Origin of the sequence: uncultured Winogradskyella sp., from assembly GCF_947501905.1 — a bacterium.
In the GTDB taxonomy this organism is placed as follows: Bacteria; Bacteroidota; Bacteroidia; order Flavobacteriales; family Flavobacteriaceae; genus Winogradskyella.
In genome coordinates this window covers 1-14,073 of sequence record NZ_CANMXL010000007.1, presented here as the reverse complement: position 1 = coordinate 14,073, position 14,073 = coordinate 1, and the positions used below count along the sequence as shown (strand labels likewise).

Genomic DNA, 14,073 nt, shown 5'->3' with positions numbered 1-14,073 from the left:
TACACACTAATTTTAACTTCAATATCATGATTTCAAAATCTATAAAAACTGCAGCAATTTGCAGTATTATATTAGTATCTAGCTGTAAAGAAGATGCAAAAATAACCGACGAACTTATGACAGACAATGTATTACTCCAAGAGTGGACTGGACCTTTTGAAGGTGTGCCAGCTTTTGACAAAATGAGCGTCGACGATCTAAAAGAAGCTGTAGAAAAAGGTATGGAACTCAATCTTGCAGAAATTGATGCCATTGCAAACAATACAGAAGCACCAACTTTTGAGAACACTATTTCGGCAATGGAGGCTGCTGGTAAAGAGTTAAACCGTGTATTTGCATATTATGGCATTATGTCTAGTAATGTATCTTCTCCAGAGTTTAGAAAGGTTCAAGCAGAATTAGCACCTAAACTATCCGAATTTAATTCTAAGATTACGCAAAACGAAAAACTCTTCCAGCGTGTAAAAGCAGTTTACGAAGCGTCACAAAAAACACCTTTAGAGTCCCAAGCACAACGTGTTGTAGATTTAACTTACAAAGGTTTTGAAATGAACGGCGCCAACCTTGATGCTGACAAGAAAAAACGTTATGCCGAAATCAATAAGGAACTCTCAACCTTATATACTAAGTTTGGTAACAATGTTCTTCATGACGAGGAAAACTATGTGACGTATTTGACAAAAGAACAATTAGGTGGTTTATCAGAAGGCTTTATAAAATCTGCTGCCAAAATTGCAACGGACAAAGGTCAAGACGGTAAGTATGCTATTGTAAATACAAGATCGTCAATGGATCCGTTTTTAAAATATTCTACTGAGCGAGAGTTACGTAAACAAGTATGGAAAAACTACTATTCTAGAGGTGATAATGGTGATGAGTATGACAACAATAAGATTATAGCTGAGATTTTAAAACTCCGCAAAGAACGTGTTGGCTTAATGGGTTATGAGAATTATGCACAATGGCGTTTGCAAGATCGTATGGCAAAAACTCCAGAGAATGCTATGGATTTGATGCTTAAGGTTTGGCCAGCATCAACAGCTCGTGTTAAAGAAGAAGTTACAGACATGCAAACTGTTGCTAATGAACTTGGAGATAATATTACTATAGAACCATGGGATTATCGTTACTATGCAGAAAAAGTGCGTAAAAAGAAATATGATTTAGATAGTGACGAGGTAAAGCAATACTTACAATTAGACAAATTACGCGAAGCCATGTTTTTTACTGCGGGTGAATTGTTTAATTACAAATTTACTCCTGTTGAAGAAGGCTCAGTACCTGTATTCCATAAAGACGTAAAAGTTTGGGAAGTAACTGACAAAGATTCTGGCAAGCATATAGGTTTATGGTATTTAGACACTTATGCTAGAGAAGGCAAACGTTCTGGTGCTTGGGCGACAACCTATAGAAGTTACACCTCTTTTGAAGGAGAAACAAATGTTTTGGCCTCTAACAATAATAACTTTGTAAAGCCAGCTCCAGGCGAAGCTGTGTTAATCTCTTGGGATGATGCAACAACATTTTTTCATGAGTTTGGACATGCACTTCACTTCTACTCTTCTAATGTAAAGTATCCAACCTTAAATGGTGGTGTTAGAGATTACACAGAATTTCAATCGCAATTATTAGAACGTTGGTTATCTACAGATAAAGTCATTAACCAATTTTTAGTTCACTATAAAACTGGAGAACCAATCCCAGCAGAATTAGTAGAAAAAATTAAAAATGCTGCCACCTTTAACCAAGGATTTGGCACTACTGAATATCTAGCATCTGCATTAATGGATATGAAACTGCATTTGGCAGATCCAACAGATATAGATATTGATACGTTTGAACGTGAAACCTTAACAGACCTCGGCATGCCAAAAGAATTACCAATGCGTCATCGTACACCACATTTTGGTCATGTGTTTTCCGGTGAAGGTTACGCCACGGCTTATTATGGTTACATGTGGGCAGATGTACTAACAAGTGATGCTTCTGAAGCATTTAGAGAAGCTCCTGACGGATTTTATGATAAAAATGTTGCCGACAAATTGGTGAAATATTTATTTGCGCCTCGTAATGCTATGGATCCAGCAGAAGCATATCGACTATTTAGAGGTCGTGATGCTAAGATTGAAGCCTTAATGAAAGACAGAGGGTTTCCTGTGACTTTAGAGTAAAACATATTTATACTAATATCCCGAAAATAATTCGGGATATTAGTATAATGTCTAAATATATTACTAGTTATATTCAATTATGAAAAATTATATATTGATATTTATTCTATTAGTTTCTATTGGGGCTTATGCTCAAAAATCTAATCTCTCAATTTTCGACAATCTTGTAGAAAAAACATGGAAAGCAAATGGAAATTGGGGAGATGGAAGCAAATTTTATCAAGAAATAAATTTTGAATATTCTTTAGATAACTCAATAGTTATTGCAAAATCTATTGGGTATATTGATAAAGAACAGACTAAGTTAGGGTTAAGAAATCATGGAATTAGAATGTATGATAAAGTCACTAAAAGTTTGAAATTTTGGGAGTTTGATGTTTTCGGTGGATTAACTAAAGGTACTGTCTTCTCTAAAGGTAAAAATATTATATATCAATACACTTATGGAACTTCAACCGTAACAGACATGTGGGAATACGTTAATGATTCAACATATAATTTTAAAGTTGGAAATTATGTAAATGGAGAATGGGAACAACTATATCTGAGTACTCAATTTAAAGAAGTAAAATAACATTTAACTATCTTTTTTATACAAACTCGGCAAGCTAATCTTAAATATAACTGCTGCTAATCTAATAGCTATTACTACAGCTCCAGCTATTAAAAACAATAGATTCTGATCTTGTAAGAAAGCATCAAATCCAAAGTAAGCGAGTCCGCCCAAAATACATGCTGTTGCATATACTTCTTTTCTGAAAATCACGGGGATTTCATTACATAAAATATCTCTAATAACACCGCCAAAACATGCGGACATGGTACCTAAAGTCACACAAATAATAGGGTGCAAATCTGCAGAAATTCCTTTTTCTATACCAATTACAGTATAAAGCCCAATACCAATCGTATCGAACAAAAATAATGAACGCCTTAAATGTTTTATGTAATTTCTAAATACTACTGCAAATACTGATGCCAAAGAGATAACCAATATAAAGGTCATGTCTTGCATCCAAAAAACTGGTGTTGCTCCAATTAAAATATCTCTTAATGTACCACCTCCAACTGCAGTAACAAAAGCAATAATAAAGACACCAAATGGGTCCATTTTTTTGTTCATTGCTACTAAGACTCCCGAAATAGCAAATGCAACTGTACCTAGTATATCTATAGTTTGAATGAACACTTTATTTGTTTTTTATTTAAAATACGTCTTTCAACTTAAGCATAAATCATTCCTTTTTTAAGATACTTCGACAAGCTCAGCATAAGCGATTTGCATACTTTTTCTAGAAAGAAAAATTAGCACTCTGCTTACATGTTTTGCGTGTAGTAATTGTAATCTTTTAAAATAGTATCAATAAATTGCAAATCATATAATTCAGATTTTATCTGTAATATATCGCAGATTTTCTTTCTCAAAAGATTCAGCGTTTTATAATCTGTATTTTTCTTAGATATTAAAAATGCTTCTTTTATGATTCTTACATCTTTATCAGATAATAGTGTTACATTATTAAATACAGGTTTGTAATCATCAGTAATATCTTCTAAAATAGTACTAGTGATTTTATGTTTCTTTTTAATACTAATAACTACAGTACCTGCAGCAGCGTCACCAACACGTTGTTTCCTATCTGAAAGCAAAATACTCAGCACTCCAATAGATGAAAAAAACATCCAGATATCAATAATTCGCAGCATCCATCTCACAAAAAGATTATACCATTGTGTTGGTGCACCATCTAGACGTACCACTTTAATTTTCATAATCATTTTTCCAATAGTACGACCACCAAAAATGATATGGCAAATCAAAGAATAAAAAAACGCTGGTAAATAAAACAGTCCTAAAAAACCTCTTCTTGTCCAACCATCTGCATCAAAAATTTGAGACAGATTTACAAGGTTTTCCATAATGGTCATATATGTAAGTAAAATAATGCCATCAATAAGAAAAGCAACCATTCTTTCCCCAAGACCAATTAGCTTATAATCTAGGTTTACATTTTGTGCAGTGTTAATTGCTAATTTGCTCATTGAAATGTATATTCGTTTTTAAAATTAAAAAGAATTTATGCGCGAAGCATCTTTCGTCAAGCAAAATAAGGAAAAATGGATTGTATTTGAAAAAGCATTAGATAATAATGTGAAAATAAATCCTGATGATTTAGCTTCTTATTACATACAACTTACTAATGATTTGGCTTATGCGCAGACCTATTATCCTGAAAGTAAAACCTTACTTTACCTAAATTCGTTAGCATCACAAGCGCATCAAAAAATTTATATCACTAAAAGAGAATCAAAGAACAAAATAGTTTCGTTCTGGAGAGATGAGTTTCCATTGTTCTTTAGACAATACCACAAAACACTGTTGCATACATTTTTAATATTCATGGCTGCCGTAATTATAGGTGCTGTATCTACTCTAAATGACGATTCTTTTGTGAGATTAATTCTTGGTGATGGTTACGTAAACATGACTATCGAAAATATTGAAAAAGGAGAACCTATGGCTGTTTATAAAAGCGGAAGTCATATTGGTACGTTCCTAGGTATTACCATCAATAATATACGAGTGGCTATTATTGCTTTTGCGTTTGGTATATTTTTTAGTGTTGGTACCATTTACGTCTTGTTTAGCAACGGTATTATGCTTGGTGCTTTTATAACGTTTTTTTACAATTATGGCATTTTAGAAAAAACCTCAACCGTTTGGCTACATGGCACTATAGAGATATCGGTTATTGTAATTGCTGGTTGTGCAGGTTTAGTTATGGGAAATAGTTTTTTATTTCCTAAAACCTATTCACGTCGAGTCGCTTTTATGAAAGGTGCTAAAGATGGCTTAAAAATTGTTGTGAGTACTATTCCGTTTTTTATAATTGCCGGTTTTATTGAAGGTTTTATAACACGCTATGGAGAACAAATGCCTTGGCCAGTTGCTTATGGCATTATATTCCTATCATTATTTATTATTATCTATTACTATATAGCTTATCCAATATTGCTAAACAGAGCTATAAATAGAAGCGTTCCTAAACTACAACTCGCGTGAAACAACCATATATAGAATTTAGAAACCGTAGTGGTTTTGGAGATATTATTAATAATTACTTCTTATTCTTAAAATATAATTTTAAGCATTACAGCATGTTATATCTTAGGTATAACGCCATTAGTATTGTCTTAACGATTGTTGCTGCTTACTTATTAGTTACAGGTTTTATGGGCTTAGCTAGCCGTGATTTTAGATTTGGGATGGGGAACAATCTAGATACAGAAAGCTATTTTTTTGCTGGTGCAATAATTTTATTTTTAATAATATTTGTCACTTCTCTTATTAACTATAGCTTTTCGAGTTCTTATATAGCGCAGTATGTAAAAACAGGTGGTCAAATAGAATCTAAATCCATCTGGAAACAAATAATAAAAAATATAGGAAATATTATCCTATTGATTATTGTAGGGGCACTTATCTATGTGGCTTATTTGATAATATCTCTGATGATATCTTTTATTCCTTTTTTAGGTTTTATAGCTCAATACGGAATGAGTTTTACACTTTCTGCCATTTTTGGCCTCACATTTATGTCCATGTTTTCTAAAAACAAAGGTTTTAGTGATGCTATTTCTGAAGGTTTCAATTTTACATTCGCTAACTTTTTAAAGGTTATTGGTTATGGTTTAGTGATAGGCATTCTTAATCTTATGATTACAGCTCTTATCCTTTCAATACCTGGGTTTATTATTGGTATATACACCTATTTTTCAGTGGAAAGTAATGCGGATTTAGTAGGTAGTACATTTACTACTCTTGTTTTTACATTTGGTTTTGCTATTTTCATTTTATCATTTATATACGCACAAGCCTTAAGTCAAATAGCTTTTGGTGTACTATATTATAATTTGTTTGAATTAAAACACAATACTTTTCTCCAAGAAAAAATTAATCAAATCGGTATTAATGAATAGTCTAAAAACTAAATACATTACCGCTTTAGGTTTGGTTTCTTCAATAGTTTTGAGCGCACAAGAATCCGTAAAAGAAGTCGCTCGAGACTCTTCAAATATTGATGTTAATCATTTTAAAGAAGGGCTTTCTGAACGTTACTCAGGTAACGACTTTAATTATTCTATAAACGATACAGGTGGCGTTAACCTAGTTCAACAAGTATTGCGAAAGTTTTTTGGATGGCTTCGCGATTTATTTGGTATAGATATTAGCTATATAAACTATAAAACATTAGAATACATCATCTATGGCCTTTTAGGCTGTGGAGTACTTTACCTATTGATTAAGTTTTTGTTAGAAAATCCCGTTAGTTCTGTTTTTAAAACTGAAAACAAAACTATTGACGGCTTTAACTATATCGAAGAAAATATTGAAACCATAGATTTTGATACTCTTATTAGTAATGCCTTAAAAGAAAATAATTTTAGACTTGCAACACGTTATATGTACCTTAAATCTTTAAAAGCATTAAGTGTTAAAGGTGTTATAGAATGGCATTTTGACAAAACTAATAATGATTATCTGCGCGAAATAAAAGATAATCAGGTTAAGTCTCTATTTAAAAGAGCTTCTTACATATACGATTATGTTTGGTATGGTGAGTTTCCTATTGACGAAACTGATTTTAATCAAAACAAAAACGACTTTAATCAGCTTATAAAACTTAAGTCTAATGGATAAGCGCTCAAAAATTGCATTGTATGTTATTGCAGCGGTTATCTTATTAATGATGATTGCTGAAGTCACAAAACCAAAACCCCTAAACTGGAGTGACTCCTACTCTGCTGCAGACAAAATTCCTTTAGGTTGTTATGTGTTGTTTAATGAACTCAAAACCTTTAGCGATGGTGATGTTTTAGAAAATACCGAATCTATTTTCTTATACCTTAATAATAAAGAGGTGTCAGATAAAAAGCAGTCTCTTTTTATAATCAATGGATATGTTGGACTTACTGAACAAGATGCAAATGCCTTGATGGATTTTGTAGATGATGGGAATGCCGTTTTTTTAAGTAGTAAGACGCTATATGGTAATTTGGCTGATACGCTAAATTTAAATATAAAGATGGATTATTCTGGTTTATTAAAAGAACCAGCAAATAATGAATTTACGAGTCCAAGTCAAAAGGAAAGTAATCGTCTCTTTAAAGATGTTATCGAAAACGCTTACATCACTTCAGTAGATACACTAAACACTACAATTTTAGGCACTATGTCTATTGAAGACGAAGACGAATCTCATCCAAATTATATAAAGACTAAATTTGGTGAAAACGGTGGCGCTTTTTATATACATACTAATCCATATGCATTTACTAATTACCATATTTTGAATGGTAAAGAAGACTATACTGCTACTGTATTGTCTTACTTACCAAAACAACAAATCATATGGGACAACTATTATAAAAGTGGTCGGAAAATAATCACTAGTCCTTTACGATATATTTTAAAAAGTCCAGCGCTAAAATGGGCATTTTATATTAGTATGTTTAGCCTAATTTTATTTGTGATTTTTAAAGGAAAGCGTACACAAAGAATTATACCAGTTGTAGATAAATTAGAAAATACTACAGTAGAGTTTACCCAAACTATAGGAGAACTCTACTACCAACATGGAGACTTCTCAAATATAATTTCAAAAAAGATTCAGTACTTCTTAGAATTTGTAAGAACAAAATATTTTTTAGACACCAATAATCTCAACGCTAACTTTATTGAAAAACTCTCGCTAAAATCAACAAACACAAAAGAAGATTCTAAAGCCATTGTTGATTATTTATTATATCTAAAATCTAAAACTTTTCATACTGAAACAGAACTTGTAGAATTGAATAAAAAAATTGAAACATTTACGAAAAATAATTTCTAATGGAAGAACAAAATACATCACCAGAAGCTGAGAACACAAAATCGCAGCAAGAAGAAACAATAGCTCAAAATAATGAGCAACAGCAAGAAGCGCAAACTTTTGAAAATCGTATTGACCTAAAACCGCTTCAAGATAGTGTTGAGCAAATTAAAAACGAAATAGCAAAAATTATAGTAGGTCAAAACGAAATGATTGAGCTACTCATTATTTCTATACTTACTAATGGTCACGCATTAATAGAAGGTGTTCCTGGTGTTGCTAAAACAGTTACTGCAAAATTGTTAGCAAAAACCATGGCTGTAGATTTTAGTCGTATACAATTTACACCAGATTTAATGCCAAGTGATATTTTGGGGACCTCAATTTTCAACGTCAAAACCAATGATTTCGAATACAAAAAAGGTCCTATTTTCTCTAACATAGTTCTTATCGATGAGATTAATAGAGCTCCAGCAAAAACACAAGCTGCACTTTTTGAAGTAATGGCTGAAAGACAAATAACAATGGATGGTACTGAATACAAAATGTCAGCACCTTTCTTAGTATTTGCTACACAAAACCCAATAGAACAAGAAGGCACATATCGTTTACCTGAAGCGCAATTAGACCGTTTCTTATTTAAGATTAATGTAGACTACCCTACTTTAGAAAACGAGGTACAGATTTTAATGGATAATCATAGCCGTCAAGACAAAATGGATTTTGATAGTATTGCCCCTGTACTTTCTTCAGATAACATTATAAAATACCAACAGCTTATTAAACAAGTTATAGTAGAAGATAATTTACTAAACTACATTGCTTCTATTGTTCATAATACCAGAACTAATGCCAACTTATATCTTGGAGCTTCTCCTAGAGCATCCTTGGCTATATTAAATGCATCAAAAGCTAATGCAGCAATCAATGGTCGTGATTTTGTAACACCAGATGATATTAAGCGCTGTACAAAAGCTGTTTTACAACACAGACTAGTATTAACTCCAGAAAGAGAAATGGAAGCCTTCACAGTAGATAAAGTTGTAGATCAAATACTTGAAACAATTGAGATTCCTAGATAGTGAAACGTTTATTTAAACATACCTATTTAACTTCCCGCTTTTTTACAATAGTTGGCATATTAGTTGGTCTTTATATTTTGGCCTATCTATTCCCTGGATTATTAGCTATTGTAAAAATGCTATTCTATGTTGCATTGGCTTTAGTCGTTATAGACTTGATTTTATTATATAAACAAAAAGGAATTAATGCTATTCGAGTTTTACCCGAGAAACTTAGCAATGGTGATGATAATCCAATAGAAATTACATTAAACAATAGTTACAACTACAAAACTGAACTCTTACTCATAGACGAATTACCGTTTCAATACCAAAAACGTGATTTTGAAATTGAAACCTATTTAAAATCCCAAGAAAAAAAGAAGATTACATATACGCTTAGACCTTTAGAACGTGGTGAATACTATTTTGGTAACCTTAACATTTATGTAAATACACCTATAAAATTAGTAACACGAAGATTTCAATTTGGTAAAGATGCCATGGTACCAAATTATCCATCTTTTTTGCAGTTACGTAAGTTTATGCTTTTGGCTTTTTCTAATAAGCTATTTGAATATGGTCTAAAAAAAATAAGACGTATTGGCCATACTATGGAATTTGAGCAAATCAAAGACTATGTAATGGGTGATGATATCAGAAACATTAACTGGAAAGCCACTGCCAAGCGTAATCAATTAATGGTAAATCAGTTTCAAGACGAACGCTCTCAACCAATTTATAGCGTCATTGATAAAGGGCGAGCCATGAAAATGCCTTTTAAAGGTTTAAGCCTCTTAGACTATGCTATTAATGCTACACTGGTAATTAGTAATGTTGCATTAAAAAAACAAGACAAAGCCGGAATGTTTACCTTTTCTCGTAAGGTCGAAAATAGAGTTATTGCAGAGCGGCGACCTTCGCAAATGAATAATATTTTAGAGACACTCTATAATATAGATACTGATTACTCTGAGTCAGATTTCGCTAGACTTTATGTCGATGTTAAACGCAGTGTAACACAAAGAAGCTTATTATTACTATATACTAATTTTGAAACTTTAGATGCTTTGCATCGTCAATTGCCATATTTGCAAGCTATTGCCAAAAATCATTTGTTAGTGGTTATCTTTTTTGAAAATACCGAGTTACATCAGCTAACAAAAGATAAGGCCGAAACTACATATCAAATTTTTCAAAAAACAATTGCCGAAAAATTTATCTATGAGAAAAAACTTATTGTCAATGAGCTTCATAAATATGGCATACAAACTATCTTAACGGCTCCAGAGCATCTTACCGTAAACACAATCAACAAATATTTAGAGATTAAAGCAAGAGGTTTATTATAAAAATAGACAGACTTGTCTATTTTTATAAAATTTGTTTATATTTGTATAATGAAACGTTCCTTAGTCAGACAACATATTATAGAAACTGCTTCAGATTTATTTTATAAAAACGGTTATAATCGTACCGGAATAAATGAAATAATTAAAGAAGCAAATATTGCAAAGGCAACACTTTACAATCATTTTAAGTCTAAGGAAGATATCTGTATTGCTTACTTAAAGTACAAAAATCAAGGTTTTACAGAAGATTTAAAAACTTTCATAAACACTAAAACAATTGGTAAACAAAAGTTATTAGGACTTTTTGATTTTCTACAATCATTTTATAACTCTAAAGATTTTAATGGTTGTTGGTGTATTAATACAGTATCAGAAATTCCAAAATCTAATGCTGCAATTAAAAACGAAATAGTAGCTCAAAAAGAGGCATTAATAGAATTTATTAGTCATCTAGTTCAAGATAATTTAAAAGCTTATACAAAAGATGAAAGTCTTAAAATAGCCAAACAAATATTTATTTTATATGAAGGTGCTATTTCAGAAAGTCACTTACAAGATAATTCTTGGCCAATACAATCCGCAAAATCTATTTGCGAACAAATACTATAAAAAATTTATCAAAATAAAGACAGACTTGTCTGTCTATTTACTAATTTAAAATAAAAATATATGAAACAATTTGAAAACAAAACAGCTCTTATAATTGGAGGTACAAGTGGTATAGGCTATGCTACTGCAAAACAATTATTAAAAAACGGTGCAACTGTACACATTGTAGGAAGAAATCCTGACAAGATTAAAGATGAATCAAATTTAGTGAAACATAAAATAGATATAACAAATGCCGATGATGTAGAAACATTGTCACAAAAAATTGAAAGCTTAAACAACCTAGATTATTTAGTAAATGCTTCTGGTATTTTTGGGCCTAAATCATTTCTTGACCATACAAAAAAAGATTATGATTCTTATCTAGATCTAAACAGAGGTTTCTTTTTTGCAACACAATCAAGTGCTAAAAAAATGAAAGAAACAAATGGTGGTGCAATTGTTAATGTGGGCTCTATGTGGGCTAAACAAGCAGTTAAAGCAACGCCATCGTCTGCATATTCTATGCAAAAAGCAGGATTACATTCTTTTACACAGCATTTAGCCATGGAGCTATCTGAGCATAATATTAGAGTTAATGCTGTATCACCAGCTGTGGTGAGCACTCCAGTTTACCATAGTGTTTTTGGTGGTAAAGACGAAGCAGAAAAAGCACTAGAAGGTTTTAATAACTTTCATCCTATTGGAAGAAACGGAACTGCACAAGACGTAGCAGAAAGTATCACATTCCTATTATCTGATAAAGCATCATGGGTAACGGGAGCTATCTGGGATACAGATGGAGGTGTAATGGCTGGGCGTAATTAAAAGCCACATATTTAGGATTTAAAAGCATTAATTTTATAGAAATTGATGCTTTTTACATTTCATCATATTAAAACTACAATTCGGTAAGTTAGATTATTTATAGCTTGAGTTTTATTGGATATTTGAATCATTAATAACACATAAAACAAAATCATCATGAAAAATTCAATCTTAACAATCGCATTAGTATTTTCTTCATTATTAACCTTTGCCCAAGATGGTATAACTATTACAGTAACAGTAGACAATGTTGCCAATAACGATGGTGTAGTCTCTATGGCTTTACATACACAAAACACTTTTATGAAAGCTGCACCTGTACAAGGAAAAACTTCAAAAATTGAAAACAATAAAGTAACTATCACTTTTGAAAACGTAACACCCGGAGAATACGCAGTATTAGGAAGTCATGATGCTAATAATAATGGTAAAATGGACTTTAGAGAAAACGGAATGCCACTAGAAGCTTACGGCGCATCTAACAATGTCATGAATTTTGGACCTCCACAATTTGCCGATGCAAAGTTTACTGTCGCTGATAAAAATTTAGAACTCAATATCAGATTCTAAAAAATATAACTCATCAATCATCATTAAAAAGCTGCAATAATTTGCAGCTTTTTTTATGGATAATTTAAACTGATAATCATAGTTAAAATATATAGTTTTTGTTATTTTTATAGTCTAAACAAATACTAATGACAATTACTCAACTTAAATATACGCTAGCTATAGCTGAACATAAAAACTTTACCAAAGCAGCTGAAAAATGCTTTGTTACGCAACCTACTCTAAGCACACAAATACAAAAACTAGAAGATGAGCTAGATGTTATCATCTTTGACAGAGGTAAAAAACCAATAGAACTTACAGATGTAGGTCGTAAAATAGTGTTTCAAGCGCGTAACATTGTTAATGAAGCTGAACGTATTCAAGATATCGTAGATCAGCAAAAAGGATTCATAGGCGGTGAGTTTAGGCTAGGTATTATACCAACAGTAATGCCAACTCTATTACCTATGTTCCTAAAGAATTTTATTAAAAAATACCCGAAAGTAAAGCTCAAAATCGAAGAGTTGACTACTGAAGAAATATTAACAAGGATTAATGAAGGACACTTAGATGCTGCTATTGCTGCTACACCCCTAGAAAATGAAACCATAAAAGAACGTGTACTTTACTATGAACCATTTGTTGCTTATGTCCCAAATAATCATAGATTAAAAGACAAAAAAGTAATTGAAGTATCTGATTTAGAAATCGAAGATATGCTCTTATTAGAAGACGGTCATTGCTTTAGAGATGGTGTTATTAACCTTTGCAAAACATTTAAGGATCAAGCTGAAGATAGTTTCCAGCTTGAAAGTGGTAGCATCGAGACACTCATAAAATTATCAAATGAAGGGTTAGGAATGACACTACTTCCCTATCTACATACATTAGATTTTAGAGAAAAACTAAGTCCAAACCTAAGACATTTTACAAAGCCTTCTCCAGCAAGGGAAGTTAGTATTATCTATCATAAAAGTGAACTTAAGATGCAGATTATAGATGCAATGCATAATGTTATTTCCGGTATTATAAGAGGTGCTATTGCGTTTCAAGATGTCGAAATTATAAGTCCTTTATCTAAATAAAATGAGCGACTTACAAGTCGCTCATTATTATGCTTTAAGATAAACCAAACATTGGTTTAGTTCTGGGTTTTGATGTATTAAACTTTGAATAAATATTCGCAATTCCTCTAATTCGTATGGTAATAGGCGTTTTACTGCTTTTTCAACTTCTTTACAGAAAAGTGTGGCATCAAAACTTACCTTACTGAGTACTGTTTTCGTGTACTCGAACATTGCTCTCGCCATAATAATAATGGGGGTTTTTGGTTAAACGAAAGGTAGCTTTAATTCAATAGGCAATTATTTAATAGAACTTAAATTTAGAAAAAAAATGCTTTAGTTTAATTTTTCTATCTAAAAATTTAACAGCTTCTTATGTTAAAAAATAGTATTGACTAACTTCTACAAGCTGAAATAGCTGGTACTTGTTGTTAAAAGTTTATAATAAATAAAGCGGAAAATCTTATCCTCGAAATTCCGCTTTGATTTTTTTACTTTTTAATTAAAATTAATAGCCAGGGTTTTGCTGAGCTCCAATTCCAGGATTTGCATTAATCTCTACAATAGGGATAGGTAATGTAAAT

15 protein-coding genes are annotated in these 14,073 nt (G+C 31.8%); 12 read left to right on the top strand and 3 right to left on the bottom strand.

Annotation, left to right across the window (positions count from 1 at the left end; all coding sequences use genetic code 11):
• The first annotated feature begins 26 nt into the window (after nucleotides 1-26).
• Nucleotides 27-2,171 (top strand): M3 family metallopeptidase, encoded by a 2,145-nt coding sequence (locus Q0770_RS14010; protein WP_299118007.1) that lies wholly within the window; start codon nucleotides 27-29, stop codon nucleotides 2,169-2,171.
• Nucleotides 2,172-2,250: 79 nt separating this feature from the next.
• A complete protein-coding gene (locus Q0770_RS14005; RefSeq protein WP_299118005.1) occupies nucleotides 2,251-2,745 on the top strand; it encodes a hypothetical protein in 495 nt (164 codons plus the stop codon).
• A gap of 3 nt (nucleotides 2,746-2,748) precedes the next feature.
• Here Q0770_RS14005 and Q0770_RS14000 read toward each other — a convergent pair whose 3' ends face one another.
• Together Q0770_RS14000 and Q0770_RS13995 are read right to left on the bottom strand one after the other, a co-directional pair.
• Complete coding sequence (locus tag Q0770_RS14000; protein WP_299118003.1) at nucleotides 2,749-3,360, bottom strand: trimeric intracellular cation channel family protein; 612 nt, start codon at nucleotides 3,358-3,360, stop codon at nucleotides 2,749-2,751.
• Nucleotides 3,361-3,488: 128 nt separating this feature from the next.
• Entirely contained in the window at nucleotides 3,489-4,214 is a 726-nt protein-coding gene (locus tag Q0770_RS13995; RefSeq protein ID WP_299118001.1) for an RDD family protein, read from the bottom strand.
• A gap of 37 nt (nucleotides 4,215-4,251) precedes the next feature.
• Here Q0770_RS13995 and Q0770_RS13990 point away from each other — a divergent pair, with 37 nt between their 5' ends.
• From Q0770_RS13990 to Q0770_RS13945, 10 genes are all read left to right on the top strand, one after another.
• A complete protein-coding gene (locus Q0770_RS13990) occupies nucleotides 4,252-5,235 on the top strand; it encodes a stage II sporulation protein M (protein ID WP_299117999.1) in 984 nt (327 codons plus the stop codon).
• Entirely contained in the window at nucleotides 5,232-6,152 is a 921-nt protein-coding gene (locus Q0770_RS13985) for a hypothetical protein (RefSeq protein ID WP_299117997.1), read from the top strand. The genes Q0770_RS13990 and Q0770_RS13985 overlap by 4 nt, the downstream gene beginning before the upstream one ends.
• A complete protein-coding gene (locus tag Q0770_RS13980) occupies nucleotides 6,145-6,873 on the top strand; it encodes a hypothetical protein (protein ID WP_299117995.1) in 729 nt (242 codons plus the stop codon). Before Q0770_RS13985 ends, Q0770_RS13980 begins: the two co-directional genes overlap by 8 nt.
• Nucleotides 6,866-8,065 (top strand): DUF4350 domain-containing protein, encoded by a 1,200-nt coding sequence (locus tag Q0770_RS13975; RefSeq protein ID WP_299117994.1) that lies wholly within the window; start codon nucleotides 6,866-6,868, stop codon nucleotides 8,063-8,065. The genes Q0770_RS13980 and Q0770_RS13975 overlap by 8 nt, the downstream gene beginning before the upstream one ends.
• Entirely contained in the window at nucleotides 8,065-9,126 is a 1,062-nt protein-coding gene (locus Q0770_RS13970) for a MoxR family ATPase (RefSeq protein ID WP_299117992.1), read from the top strand. Before Q0770_RS13975 ends, Q0770_RS13970 begins: the two co-directional genes overlap by 1 nt.
• On the top strand, nucleotides 9,126-10,457 hold the full coding sequence (locus tag Q0770_RS13965; RefSeq protein ID WP_299117991.1) for a DUF58 domain-containing protein: 1,332 nt from the start codon (nucleotides 9,126-9,128) through the stop codon (nucleotides 10,455-10,457). The genes Q0770_RS13970 and Q0770_RS13965 overlap by 1 nt, the downstream gene beginning before the upstream one ends.
• Before the next feature lie 48 nt (nucleotides 10,458-10,505).
• On the top strand, nucleotides 10,506-11,066 hold the full coding sequence (locus Q0770_RS13960; RefSeq protein WP_299117990.1) for a TetR/AcrR family transcriptional regulator: 561 nt from the start codon (nucleotides 10,506-10,508) through the stop codon (nucleotides 11,064-11,066).
• Between the two features lie 60 nt (nucleotides 11,067-11,126).
• Nucleotides 11,127-11,873 carry an SDR family NAD(P)-dependent oxidoreductase gene (locus Q0770_RS13955; RefSeq protein ID WP_299117988.1) on the top strand — a complete coding sequence of 249 codons (747 nt, stop codon included), beginning with the start codon at nucleotides 11,127-11,129 and terminating at the stop codon, nucleotides 11,871-11,873.
• Nucleotides 11,874-12,029: 156 nt separating this feature from the next.
• The gene (locus Q0770_RS13950; protein ID WP_299117986.1) at nucleotides 12,030-12,443 is read left to right on the top strand and encodes a DUF2141 domain-containing protein; all 414 of its coding nucleotides are present in this window, start codon (nucleotides 12,030-12,032) and stop codon (nucleotides 12,441-12,443) included.
• Nucleotides 12,444-12,571: 128 nt separating this feature from the next.
• Complete coding sequence (locus tag Q0770_RS13945; RefSeq protein ID WP_299117984.1) at nucleotides 12,572-13,510, top strand: LysR substrate-binding domain-containing protein; 939 nt, start codon at nucleotides 12,572-12,574, stop codon at nucleotides 13,508-13,510.
• Between the two features lie 27 nt (nucleotides 13,511-13,537).
• On the opposite strand, the gene Q0770_RS13940 is transcribed toward Q0770_RS13945, so the two are convergent.
• On the bottom strand, nucleotides 13,538-13,735 hold the full coding sequence (locus Q0770_RS13940; protein WP_188374070.1) for a hypothetical protein: 198 nt from the start codon (nucleotides 13,733-13,735) through the stop codon (nucleotides 13,538-13,540).
• Between the last annotated feature and the right edge of the window lie 338 nt (nucleotides 13,736-14,073).

Excerpts from the sequence above, each read along its gene's own strand:
- Q0770_RS14010 (WP_299118007.1), top strand. The coding sequence starts at position 27 with ATGATTTCAAAATCTATAAAAACTGCAGCAATTTGCAGTATTATATTA.
- Q0770_RS14005 (WP_299118005.1), top strand. The coding sequence starts at position 2,251 with ATGAAAAATTATATATTGATATTTATTCTATTAGTTTCTATTGGGGCT.
- Q0770_RS13995 (WP_299118001.1), bottom strand. The coding sequence starts at position 4,214 with ATGAGCAAATTAGCAATTAACACTGCACAAAATGTAAACCTAGATTAT.
- Q0770_RS13990 (WP_299117999.1), top strand. The coding sequence starts at position 4,252 with ATGCGCGAAGCATCTTTCGTCAAGCAAAATAAGGAAAAATGGATTGTA.
- Q0770_RS13980 (WP_299117995.1), top strand. The coding sequence starts at position 6,145 with ATGAATAGTCTAAAAACTAAATACATTACCGCTTTAGGTTTGGTTTCT.
- Q0770_RS13975 (WP_299117994.1), top strand. The coding sequence starts at position 6,866 with ATGGATAAGCGCTCAAAAATTGCATTGTATGTTATTGCAGCGGTTATC.
- Q0770_RS13970 (WP_299117992.1), top strand. The coding sequence starts at position 8,065 with ATGGAAGAACAAAATACATCACCAGAAGCTGAGAACACAAAATCGCAG.
- Q0770_RS13960 (WP_299117990.1), top strand. The coding sequence starts at position 10,506 with ATGAAACGTTCCTTAGTCAGACAACATATTATAGAAACTGCTTCAGAT.
- Q0770_RS13955 (WP_299117988.1), top strand. The coding sequence starts at position 11,127 with ATGAAACAATTTGAAAACAAAACAGCTCTTATAATTGGAGGTACAAGT.
- Q0770_RS13950 (WP_299117986.1), top strand. The coding sequence starts at position 12,030 with ATGAAAAATTCAATCTTAACAATCGCATTAGTATTTTCTTCATTATTA.
- Q0770_RS13945 (WP_299117984.1), top strand. The coding sequence starts at position 12,572 with ATGACAATTACTCAACTTAAATATACGCTAGCTATAGCTGAACATAAA.
- Q0770_RS13940 (WP_188374070.1), bottom strand. The coding sequence starts at position 13,735 with ATGGCGAGAGCAATGTTCGAGTACACGAAAACAGTACTCAGTAAGGTA.